Origin of the sequence: Actinomadura soli, from assembly GCF_005889715.1 — a bacterium.
Lineage (GTDB): Bacteria > Actinomycetota > Actinomycetes > Streptosporangiales > Streptosporangiaceae > Spirillospora > Spirillospora soli.
In genome coordinates this window covers 16,459-27,333 of record NZ_VCKW01000111.1, presented here as the reverse complement: position 1 = coordinate 27,333, position 10,875 = coordinate 16,459, and the positions used below count along the sequence as shown (strand labels likewise).

Sequence of the window (10,875 nt, the reverse complement as noted above, 5' to 3'; positions counted from 1 at the left end):
GGGCCGAGGCGGCGTCGGCGGAGCGGGCGGTCCTCGTTCTGCGGCAGATCGCGCGGCGGTCGTGATGGCGGGCTGCGGTGTGCACCTGGGTGTCGCGACCACCGGAGGGCTGGACGTGACGTTCCGGGCGGCGCGGACGGTTCCGGGGCAGGTCCGGACGCTCGTGGAGCTGCGGCTGGTCGAGTGGGGGCAGGCCGGGCTCGTCGACGATGTGACGCTGATCGCCAGTGAGCTGGTGACGAACGCGGTGTGTCACACGTCCGGGAAGGAGATCCGGGTGCGGTTCACGCGCGAGCCGCACGGCGTGCTGCTGCAGGTGTGGGACGGCTCGGACTCGATGCCGGCGCGCGGTCGGGCGGTGGAAACGGTGGCCGACGCGGCGGTTCCGGACGCTGCGGCGCTGGAGGCGGGACACCAGGACGGGACGGGCGGCCGGGGGCTGCCGATCGTGGAAGCGCTGGCGCACAGGTGGGGTGTCGCCCCGACTGAGCCGAACGGGAAATGGACGTGGGCGCGTGTCCTGGCGTGACCGGGTCGAGGCGACGCGAGGCGTGCGTCAGGTGGTCGGCCGTTGGTGGGTCGTGCTGGAGTGGCGGACGTTCGCGGGTCACGAGGCGGCGGTGCGGAAACTGGAACTGCTCAGGGTCGCGATGCTGCCGATGGGCTGGCGATGCGTCGGCCTGTACGACAGGCAGGAGTTGCGGTTCCCCGTGCCGCTGCTGTGGGTGTACGCCCGTGGAACTGCTGACGACATCGGAGTCGCGGTGACCGTCCGGGCGCTGCCGGGCCAGGCGTGGGGCTACTTCGAGGCGGGAGACGGGCGAGGCGGGTTCGTGTCGCCGTGCGCGGACGTGAATGCGGCGGCCGAAGCGCTCGACCTGCTCCTGAAACACCGGATGTTCCCGCGCCGGGAATGGTCCTGACAGGGGCCGGTCAGTCTGACGGCGCTGGAGGGTCCAGGCTCGTTTCGGATACGCCTGTGCAGTTGTGTGCAGGGCGAGGCGGCGCAGAGCCTGGCGCGTCAGCTGCCCAGTCGGCCAGGCCCTGGCCACTGTCGTGCGTCGGCGCTGGGCACGCGCTGGGCGACGGGGTGTTAGGGGTGGTCGTCTTGTTGGGTCGCGGGTTGGGGTTCGCGTTGGGAGTCGCGGTGGGTGGCTTCGGCGAGTGTCTTGATTCGTTGCAGGCGGGTGTTCCAGCGGGCGGCCACGTCCGCGAGGGCGCGGGCCGCCTCGTCCAGGCGGGCGGGGTGGACGGTGTAGCGCACCTCCCGGCCGTCGCGGCGGGCTGTGACCAGCCCGGCCCGGTGCAGGACGGCCAGGTGTTTCGTGACGGCCTGCCGCGTGAACGGCAGGTCACCGGCGAGCGCCGTGGGTGTCGCCTCGCCCTGGACGAGCAGCACGTCGAGGAGCCGGCGGCGGCTCGGTTCCGCGACCGCCGCCAGCAGCTCCTCGTCATGGTCGGTCACTTGGGAGCGACTCCCGTCGCCGCGAACGTGGCCAGGTCGGCGAGGTGCTTGGACCAGCCCGCGTTGTGGTCGTCGATGTAGGCGGTCTTGCGCTCGTCGGTCCAGTCGGTCTCGTCCAGGCCGGTCTCGGTCACGCGCAGCAGGGTGCGGTCGCCGTCCGGGACGAGCTTGAACTCGACCAGGGTCGAGTTGCCCTCGCCCGGCCGGGTGCCCTCGGGGTTGCCCCAGCGGTAGGCGAACCGGTGCGGCGGTTCGACGGCCGCCACGACGAGGTTCGCCTGCTCTTGCGCGGCTGTCTCCTTGTCGACAAAGGTCAACGTTCCGTCGCCGCCTGGCCGCAGGTCGACCGCCGCCTTGTCGCTGAACCACTGGGCGATCTGCTCCGGCTCCGTCACCGTCCGCCAGACCACGTCCACCGGTGCGTCGATCAGGATCTCGTGCTCGATGCTCACAACCCGCCTCCTTGCTCAGAATGAATCCGCAACCTTTGGTTGCATGGTGAGCTTAACCCCGGCGGGCCTTGATGCGCAACCGGTGGTTGCGTTTCACGCGTCCCCGGTGGAGCGGTCGCGGTGGCTCCGGGCTTCGTGCACGGATCGCTGCTGGTCGCGGATGTCTTCGAGGAAGCGTGTGCGTTCGGTGCGCGGCTCGGTGTCCGTGGTGGTGCGGTCGAACGGCGATGCCGTACCGAGGTCGGGCTCGCCTCGGTGGGCGCGGTCGCTCCGGGGCTCCTCGTCGCACGGGACGTTCCGGACGCTCTCCAGGTCGCCGGCGACCCGGTGTTCGGCGACGTTCGCTCGTGTCCTGATCTCCGGGGCGGGCGGTGTGGAGCGCTCCTCCCGCATGCGTTGGGTGCTCACTACGGCGATGTAGACCGTGGTGAGCGCGCTGAGCGTCGCGGCCGCCTGCGGGTGCGCCATCAGGCCCACGGCGGCGGCCGTCAGCGCCAGGGCCGACGTCACGAGGAGCGGCACGATCACGCGCTTCCGCAGCTTTCGCAGGCGGCCGCGCCGCAGCACGCGGTCGGCCGTGCGGATCACGGAGCGGACGGCCGAATGCCGGCGTCCGGTGGAGGGCTCCTCGGGCGCCGGGTTCACCGGCGGATTCGAAATGTCTTTCGAAGGCTCTGGCAAAGGGGCTGCCGGAGAGGGCGTGCGGTCCATGGCGGTGCTCCCGGGGGAAGTCGGGGATGGGCCTTTGCCTCCTAGGTCCGGTGGGACCACTTATTCGTGAATGTCAGAACGGACACAAAAAACTTCGGGCTCCGACTTCACACTCCGGTGTGTTCGCGGACCTCCACTCCGGAGGAGGCGACCACGGTGACGATGGGAGCGCGCTCGTGGGGCAATCGGAGACGGACCGAGCCGCCGTACCGGCTCAACGGGCGCCCGCCCCGGCCGGATTCGCCCAGTTCTATCGCGACCATTACAGGTCGTTGATCGCCCTGGCGATGGCGTTGGGGGCGACCTGGGAGGAGGCGGAGGACGCGGTCGGAAAGACCATGCTGGAGGTTCTCCGGCGCTGGGTCGAGATCCGTTTTCCGCTGGCCTACGCCAGCCGTGCCGTCAAGTCCAACTTCATCAAACAGCGACAGCATCAGCGTGAGGAGGTGCCGCGCGCGATCAAGGGCGGACACGAGCGTCCGGAGGCCCAGCCGGACGCGCTGATGTGCGAATGGGAGGACAACCAATGGGTCGAGCAAATCGTCGGAACCCTGCCTCCCGCACAGCGTGACGTCGCCAGACTGATCTTGATAAACGGGATGAGCACCGCCGAGGCGGCCGACGAACTGGAGAAGTCACAAGACGCCGTACGCCAGAACCTGCGACTCGCGAAAGCGCGGCTGAGAAAGCTGCTCAAGGACCAACAGCGACTCGAACTGGAGATGGAACGCCGGGTCCAGACCTCGACAGGACCCGATGGGAGGAAGCTCGATGACCAATGACCCGCCTCCTCAGCAACCGCCTGAGCCGGAGGAGCCCCTAGAGCAGATCCTGGCCGACTTCCTCAACCTCATGGACGAAGCGAACCAGCTCCTGCTCCCCGACGAGGAGGTGGAGCGCCGCCTCCGGAGGCTCACCGGCGGCGAGTTCCCCGACGCCGACGCGCACGGCCGGGAGATCCCGGCGGGCGACCCCGGCGACCGCGTCCCCGGTGAGCGGGACGCCGCGTCCGGCGACCTGGACCTCCCCGCGCTGACGGAGCCGGAGGACTGCTCCGACGCCACCTGCGTCGACCCCTCGGTATGGCGGGCCGCGGAGGAGATCAAGGCGGCGGCGCGCGAGGAGGCGGCCCGGATCCGGGCGGCCGCCCAGCGGGAGGCCAAGCAGATCCTGGACGACGCGAAATGCGAGGCCGAGGACATCAAGGTCGCCGCGCGGGAGTGGGCCGTCGCGATCGAGCGGACCGCCCAGTTGAAGGCGGAGGACTACGAGGACAAGGGAATCCGCAAGGCGGCCAAGGAACTCATGCAGTCCCGGCAGGACGCCGAGCGCATCCGGGCGGACGCGGAACGCGTCCTGGACGAGGCACGCGACGAGGCCGACCGGATCATCGAACTCGCCGAGGCGCACGCCAGCGGCCGGATCGCGGGCGCGCAGGAGGCCCAGGAGGCGCAGGAGGCCCAAGGGAACGCCTGGCACGTCCGGTCCGCCACCGGTCTGGCCCCGCCCCCTCACCTCGGGAGTCCGCAACTGCGCGCGTCCGGCACGGCGGCGGGGAGCGAACTGGTGGTGTACAAGCATCCTCCGGTTCCCGCGACCACGACCATCACGCCGTCCGTGTCCTTCACGTCGTCCGCGCCTCTGATGTCGTCCGATCCGCCGCGCCCGCCCGGACCGCCGGGACCGCCGGGGCAACCTGGACCGTCCGGATCGTCCGGACCGGCTCCGGACGACGAGGCCGCGCACGACATCGAGCTCGTGGATGACGAGACGGACATCGAGGACGGCGACGGCGAGCACGACCGCCTCAGAACCGCCGCGGGATCGCCCGGCACCGGGAAGACGAACCTCGCGCGTTCGGCCGGGTTGTGGGGACGTCCGCGTTCGTGGCCGTCCAGGGGCAGCGTCCATTGCCCGATGGTCGCCGCCAGTGCGATCAACGCCGGCCACGACAAGGAGACGTGGCGCGGGGACGGGCTGCTCCGATACGTCCGCGACTCGCTTTACCAGATCATGCGGGATTCGTTCGACAGGGTGGGAATCGGCTGGGCCGCCTGCCGTTCCTACGACCGTGGCGACAGCCTCCTGATTCTCGTCCCGCCGGACGTGATGCCCGAACTGCTGGCGAACGCGCTCGTCCACGGGACGCGGGCCGGTCTGCGGCGGCACAATCGGCTTTCCAGCGACCTGGCCCAGCTCGGTATCCGGATGGCCGTCCACCAGGGAATCGTCCATTTCGACGAGGCGGGCGCGACCGGCTGGTCGCTCGAACTGCTCTACCGGCTGCTGGACTCGACCGCCCGTCCCGGCAGCGGTGGCGGCGTGGTATCCGGGGAGTTCGGCCTGGTCACGTCGGCGTACATGTACGAGAACGTCCTCAGGCACTACTCCGAATTGATGAACCTGGACGACTTTCAGCCCATGCGCCTTCGCGGCGAGAAAGACTTTCAGGCATGGGGCTATTTTCCGTCCAGAACGGGACGCGGCCGTTCGCCCTCCCCGCCGGACACCAAACCGGACGCGAACGTTTACGGGCGTGTCATGGTGGGCGACCACGAAGTGCAGATCTGCCAGCAGGGAACCGTCGTCGCGGTGCGGACCAGATTCGCGTCCCGGGTTCGGCGGCGCATTCCCCACGTGGACTGCGGGACCCCTCCCAGCATCGACCGGCCGCTGGTCGGCAGATATGAGGAACTGGCCCGGCTGGCGGCATGGCTCGACGCGGGGGAGCCGGTGCTGGTGTGCGGCCCGCCGGGCGTGGGCAAGTCCGCGCTGCTGCGGTTCTTCACCGGACAGCGGGTCGCGGCCGGTGCGGACGTCGTGTCCATGTCGGCTGCGGGAATGGGTGCCGACGACGTCGTCCACGCCCTGTTCCGCCGGTGCTACGACGCGGACGACCACCGGCCCGAACCCGAGCGGCTGCGAAGCCTGATGAGCACGGTCGGCGCCCTGGTGGTCGTGGACGATTTCGCCGGTTCCGCGGAGGACGCCGAGGCGCTCGCCGACCTCGTGTCCGGCGGGGCGATGATCATCATCGCGCGGGACCGGATCGAATGGGAACGGGGCCGGTTGCTGGAGCTGAGCGGGTTGCCGGAAGGCGCCTCCCGGGCACTGCTCGACGCCGAGCTGGGCGACCGGGTGTGGCACGGGGACGCCGCGGCGGCGTGGAAGCTCTCCCGGTCCAGCCGGGGAAATCCCCGGGCCCTGCTCCAGGCCGTCGCGGCGACGCGAACGGGGGCGGTGGCCGCGTTGCCCACCCGTCCGGACGACGCCGTCCGCACCCTGTGGCACGCTGCCGACCCGGACGTTCGCGCCGTGCTCCGCGTGCTGTGCGTGCTCGATGGCGTACCGGTGGCGCCGGGCCTGCTGATCAGGCTGGCCGAGGTGAGCGACGGCCGCAAGGCGCTCAACGACCTGCTGTGGACGCGGCTCGCGCAACGTGCCGGTCCCGGCTACGTCGCGACCTTCGCACCCGGTATGCCGGTGCCCGGCCCGGATCGTTCGCCCGCCGACTTCGTCGATCCGCTCACCAGGTGGGTCGCCGACGTCCCGCCGGGCCAGGTCGCCGAATCCGCCGCCGTGGTCATCGCGGTGCTGGCGGACGCCGTCCGCGTCGGCGCGCACGTCCACGCGTGCGCTCTCGCGCGGGTGGCGGCCCCGGCGCTGGGCGTCACGCTCTGGTGGGGCGCCTGGGCCCGGGTCCTGTCCCTGGGCGGCGACGCGGCCCGGCTCGCCGGTGCGGCCGACGACGCGGCCTATTTCGACGGCGAGGAACGGATGCGCCTCCTGGTGCTCGGCAGCATGACCGGGCCCGAACCCGACGACGACGCCGACTCGGGCGGCGTCGGCCCCGGACCCGGTTCTGGCCCGGGCGCTGGACCGCCCGGCCACGGCGGGGGCGTCCCCGCGCGCAGCGGACGCCGGGCCAGACTGGCCAGTTGTGGATTGATAACGGTCGTCGTCGCGGCGCTGGTGGTGGTCGGGGTGTTCTGCGCGAGCCTCTTCGGGTACGGCCTGTTCGGCGATACGGAACCGTCCGGCAAGCCGCCGTCGACGAACGCGTCCATGCGGACGTCCCCGACACAGCTGGCCGGCGCCGACTCGACGGTACAGGTGACGGGCTTCTCGCCCGGGGAGCAGGTCTGGTTCGTGCTGGCGGGCTCCCCGGCGATCACGCTCGCCATCGTCACCATGAGACGGGACGGCCAGGCCATCGCGACGATACGCCAGCAGTCATCCCAGGGCCGGTACACCGTCCTGGCCGTGGGAATGACGTCCGGACGAATCGCCCGCACCGACATCCGGCTGGTTTGACCATTTTCATTTGGCAACACGTCGTGGGGTGGTCCTGGGTCCCCGTCCTGGGCCTTGCCCGGCCGGGGACACCGTGATCCGCTCAGATCCCCCTGGCCTGCTCGGTGATGAGGAGGCGGGACGTCATGAAGAAGCTTCTGTCCCTGTTCGTGGTGTTCTCGGTGGTGGGCGGTACCGGCGCCGTGATTCCGGCTACGGCTACGGCTACGACGGCGGCGGCGGTGGCGGCCGGACGGTCGGCGCCCGGACGGACTGCGCTCGCGGATCCGGCCAAGCTCGCGCTCTACCAGTACTGGTCGCTGCCGGCGGGGTCGGCGCAGCCGCCCGGCGAATGGCTGAAGATCGCGCTGGAGGTGGCCGCGAAACGCTCCCTCCCCGACCAGGCGCGGCTGGCGGCCCTGTCGAGCGTCGCCTTGGCGGACGTCTCGATCCCGACCGTGCGGACCAAGTTCGTCCATCGGCACTGGCGACCGGAGACGGCGATCCAGCAGGCCGATACCGACGGCAACCCGCACACCGAGAAGGACACCGGCTGGAAAGCACGCGCGGGCAGCGCCGGTAGCACCCCCGAGTATGTATCCGGGCACAGCTCGTTCAGCGCGGCCGCCGCCACCGTCCTGGCCGGGTTCTTCTGCGCCGACCGCATCTCTTTCACCCATGTGACGGACTCGGCGCCCATCGACCCGTCCACCGGGAAGCCGATGAGCCGCACCTTCGAGGGCTTCTCGGAAGCCGCCGCCGACGCCGGACGGTCCCGGGTCGTGGGCGGCAGCCACTTCCAGTTCAGCAACCAGGCGGGACTGGCGATGGGCCGGAACCTCGCCGCCGAGATCCTCGCCAAGAAGCTCCTCTACACGACAGGCGCCACCCATCACGGCGAATGCCCGCTCTGAATCACTCCCGCCGCCGTGCCGCGAGCCCTTGGAAAAGGCCGCCCTCCAGGGCGGAGGGGCGGCACGGTGGGGGTGGGCGGCGCCGCGACTACGTCCGCACGGTGGTGCCGAACGTGGCCGTCCGCGCGTCGCCGTCCAGGCGGCTCAGCCCGGCGTTCTCCAGGACGCGGACGGACGCCGGATTCGCCAGTTCGACCGTCGCGACGACCGACTCGACACCCGGCGCGGCCAGCGCGAACGCGACGATGGCGCGGGCCGCCTCGGTGGCGTAGCCGCGGCCTCGCCGGGACGCGACGACCCCGTACCCGAACTCGACGACGCCGTCACGAGGCGGCCAGAACAGCCCGATGGCGCCGACGACCTGGCCCGTCGTCCTCTCGATGATCTGGCGCTGGCCGTACTCGCCCAGCGCGGCGCCGTAGCCGCCCGGCGCGGTGCCGTTCTCGGCGATGAAGCCCGCGATGACGTGGTCGCCTTCGGCGGGGAAGTCGTCCGCCCAGTGGGCCTGCCGCCGGCCGTCGAGGACGGCGGTCACCTCCGCGACGGTCCACATGCGGAGGGCGAGACGATCGGTGATCAGATCTGGCAGGGTCATGAACGCTCCTGGTCGTGCTGGACGACCGGGCCGCGCTCAGTCCCGCGCGACCCGGACGGGGGCATGCTGATGACGAATCACGGCGCAGGCCATATTCACCAACCTCCCTCGTCGCGGAGCGGCCGCGGAATGCGGAAGCAGCCGCAGCGTATCGTCCCCTCGTCCCTCAGGGCTTGGACGGGATGTAGGGCGGCGCCACGCCCCAGCCCCAGTGCGGCATCGGGGCCTCCAGCGGCGGTTTCGCGTCCGGCTGCGAGTTGGTGAGCGCGATGCGCGTCCCCCACTCGATGTAGGACGCGAACGCGGCGCGGAACTCGGGATCGTCCGGGAGGCCGACCTCGTCCGCGGCGTCCATGAGGAGCGAGACCCAGCGGCGCCGCTGCGGTTCGGTGATGGCCTTGCCGAGGTGCTGCCGGACCATGTGGTGGTAGCCGCCGCGCTCGCCGCTGTAGCGCTCCGGGCCGCGGAAGACCTCGCCCAGCCAGATCGCGACCCACTTCGGGTGGTCCGGGGCCATGTGCTCGAACAGGGGGCGGAGGAGGTCGTCCTTCAGCACGTTCGTGTAGAACACCTCGGTGAGCCGCTCCAACGCCTCGCCGCCGCCCGCCCAGTCGTACATCGTCGGGACGGACGACCCGGCGCCGCGCACGGACGTCCGCTCGTAGTGCCGCATCTCCTCGATCTGCTGGACGTACGGCTTGATCTCCGCGAAGAAGGCGGGGAAGTGCTCGCCGCCGCGGAAGCCCCGCAGGTGGTCGTCGGCGGACGTCCAGCCGATGCGCAGGATGTAGGACGCGGGCTCCTCGACGCACCGGGACAGCTCGTAGTCCACGCATTGCGGCGCGGCGGCCAGGGAGGCGGACGCGCGCGCGTAGGCGGCCTCGAACTCGTCCGCCTCGGACGGGTCGATGCGGTAGCGGATGTACTCGACGATCATTGGACCCCCAGGATGCGACCGGTCGGGTAATCACTGTAATCCTGTAATCACCCGACCGGAAGCAAAATGATCGTCTCCACGCGGCCGTCAGCCGTCGGCCGTCAGCCTGCGGACCTCAGCCGCTGGACGTGGGCGAACGGCGGAACCAGGCGACGGCGCCGCCCGCCGCGGCCACGACGAGCGCGATCAACCCGATCCACAGCCAGCCCGACAAGCCGCCGGACGAGTCCTCGGAGGACGCGGCGTTCGACGGAGAGGGCGACGGCGCGGGCGCGGCGGCCTGCGAGCTCGCGGCATCGGGCAAGGCCGTCGAACCGGACGGCGAGCCCTCCACCGTGAACTTGTAGCTGCCGGACACCGGGTGGCCGTCCACCGACACGACACGCCAGCCGACCGTGTACTTCCCGTTCGGCAGCGCGCCGCCGACCGGCTGGGTGACCTTGTTGTCGACGGCCTTTGGCGTCCCCGCCTGGTGCTCCTTGCCGGACGCGTCGGTGAGGACCACGCGCGGCAGCCGGACCGTTTCCGAGTAGGTCAGCACGATCTGCGACGGGGCCGCGATCGACGAGCCCTTCTTCGGGTTGGCCGCGGTCAGCGCGGTGTGCGCCGAGGCCGGCGCAGCGGACATCGCCAGGACGGCCCCCACGGCCAGCGCCCCCGCCACGCCCCGCCTCGCCGCTCGTCCGACCGCGATGGGGGCCGTCGGGCGGGTCATGACCGGCTCCGGGCGCGGGTCAGGCCGTAGCCGCCGATCGTGAGGCCGAGGGTGCCGATCACGATGCCCATGCCGGCCAGCAACCGCGCGGTGCCGTCATCGGCGGACGCCGAGGCGGACGGTTTCACCTGCGCGGCCGCGGTCAGCCCGACCGCTTCCTGCTGGCCCTTCGGGACGAGCTTGAGGACGGGCGCCGGATGCTCGGGCTCGGCCGCGCCCGCGGCGGGCGGCGGCTGGTCCCACTTGACGACCTCGCCGTTCGAGTACGTCTGGTCGGCCTTGAACATCAGCGCGCCGGCGTCCGCCGGGAGCGGGCCCATGGAGACGTCGAACTCCTGGAAGGTGCCGGGGTCGATCTTGCCGCCGGACCAGGTGATCCGGGTGACGGCCTCGGTCACCTCCCCACCGTGGGTCTTGATCGGGGTCGCGAGCTTGGACTTCTCGGCCTTCACCGTCCAGCCGGGGACGGGACGGACCGACACCGACGACAGCGGATGGTCGGCCGGCAGGTGCACCACCAGCTTGGTGGTGGACGCGTTGTCGCGCTCGTTCGGCACCCGGAACGCGACCTTGGTGTAGCCGCCCTGCTCGGCGGTCTTCGGGTTGACGGTGACGTGCGCGGACGCCGCGGTGGCCAGGCCGAGCACGGACACGGCGGCGAGGCCGGCGACGGCGCCCAGCCTGCGGGCGCCACGAGGGAGCGCATGAGTAAGAGAAGGCATGGCGGAATTCCGTTCGAGTGTACGAGGAAATCCGGAAGCGCCGGGATCGGCGTCCGGTGACGTACGGCGCT

Annotated in this window: 12 protein-coding genes; 5 read left to right on the top strand and 7 right to left on the bottom strand. The window is 71.2% G+C overall.

From position 1 onward, the window contains the following. Together ETD83_RS21720 and ETD83_RS21715 are read left to right on the top strand one after the other, a co-directional pair. Positions 1 to 529 (top strand): ATP-binding protein (locus ETD83_RS21720; protein WP_205717808.1); only part of this gene is annotated, 529 nt, incomplete at its 5' end. Next, on the top strand, positions 516 to 923 hold the full coding sequence (locus tag ETD83_RS21715; RefSeq protein ID WP_138646978.1) for a hypothetical protein: 408 nt from the start codon (positions 516 to 518) through the stop codon (positions 921 to 923). The genes ETD83_RS21720 and ETD83_RS21715, both read left to right, overlap by 14 nt. Before the next feature lie 170 nt (positions 924 to 1,093). Here ETD83_RS21715 and ETD83_RS21710 read toward each other — a convergent pair whose 3' ends face one another. The 3 genes from ETD83_RS21710 to ETD83_RS21700 form a co-directional block, all read right to left on the bottom strand. Next, the gene (locus tag ETD83_RS21710) at positions 1,094 to 1,465 is read right to left on the bottom strand and encodes an ArsR/SmtB family transcription factor (RefSeq protein WP_138646977.1); all 372 of its coding nucleotides are present in this window, start codon (positions 1,463 to 1,465) and stop codon (positions 1,094 to 1,096) included. Then, positions 1,462 to 1,917 carry an SRPBCC domain-containing protein gene (locus tag ETD83_RS21705; protein WP_138646976.1) on the bottom strand — a complete coding sequence of 152 codons (456 nt, stop codon included), beginning with the start codon at positions 1,915 to 1,917 and terminating at the stop codon, positions 1,462 to 1,464. The genes ETD83_RS21710 and ETD83_RS21705 overlap by 4 nt, the downstream gene beginning before the upstream one ends. Positions 1,918 to 2,010: 93 nt before the next feature. Next, entirely contained in the window at positions 2,011 to 2,562 is a 552-nt protein-coding gene (locus ETD83_RS21700; protein ID WP_138646975.1) for a hypothetical protein, read from the bottom strand. Between the two features lie 242 nt (positions 2,563 to 2,804). Here ETD83_RS21700 and ETD83_RS21695 point away from each other — a divergent pair, with 242 nt between their 5' ends. The 3 genes from ETD83_RS21695 to ETD83_RS21685 all read left to right on the top strand — a co-directional run bounded on the left by ETD83_RS21695 (position 2,805) and on the right by ETD83_RS21685 (position 7,835). After that, positions 2,805 to 3,410 (top strand): RNA polymerase sigma factor, encoded by a 606-nt coding sequence (locus ETD83_RS21695; protein ID WP_171064361.1) that lies wholly within the window; start codon positions 2,805 to 2,807, stop codon positions 3,408 to 3,410. Then, complete coding sequence (locus tag ETD83_RS21690; RefSeq protein ID WP_138646973.1) at positions 3,400 to 6,942, top strand: PEP-CTERM sorting domain-containing protein; 3,543 nt, start codon at positions 3,400 to 3,402, stop codon at positions 6,940 to 6,942. Before ETD83_RS21695 ends, ETD83_RS21690 begins: the two co-directional genes overlap by 11 nt. A gap of 125 nt (positions 6,943 to 7,067) precedes the next feature. Further along, the gene (locus ETD83_RS21685) at positions 7,068 to 7,835 is read left to right on the top strand and encodes a vanadium-dependent haloperoxidase (protein ID WP_205717807.1); all 768 of its coding nucleotides are present in this window, start codon (positions 7,068 to 7,070) and stop codon (positions 7,833 to 7,835) included. Positions 7,836 to 7,923: 88 nt separating this feature from the next. Here ETD83_RS21685 and ETD83_RS21680 read toward each other — a convergent pair whose 3' ends face one another. The 4 genes from ETD83_RS21680 to ETD83_RS21665 form a co-directional block, all read right to left on the bottom strand. Next, positions 7,924 to 8,430: a GNAT family N-acetyltransferase gene (locus ETD83_RS21680; protein ID WP_138646971.1), complete on the bottom strand. Its 507-nt coding sequence runs from the start codon at positions 8,428 to 8,430 to the stop codon at positions 7,924 to 7,926. Positions 8,431 to 8,596: 166 nt separating this feature from the next. After that, complete coding sequence (locus ETD83_RS21675) at positions 8,597 to 9,367, bottom strand: group II truncated hemoglobin (RefSeq protein ID WP_138646970.1); 771 nt, start codon at positions 9,365 to 9,367, stop codon at positions 8,597 to 8,599. Between the two features lie 115 nt (positions 9,368 to 9,482). Then, positions 9,483 to 10,082, bottom strand: coding sequence for a copper resistance CopC family protein (locus ETD83_RS21670; RefSeq protein WP_230421068.1), 600 nt, complete (start codon positions 10,080 to 10,082; stop codon positions 9,483 to 9,485). Then, a complete protein-coding gene (locus tag ETD83_RS21665) occupies positions 10,079 to 10,804 on the bottom strand; it encodes a YcnI family copper-binding membrane protein (RefSeq protein WP_138646969.1) in 726 nt (241 codons plus the stop codon). Before ETD83_RS21665 ends, ETD83_RS21670 begins: the two co-directional genes overlap by 4 nt. Between the last annotated feature and the right edge of the window lie 71 nt (positions 10,805 to 10,875).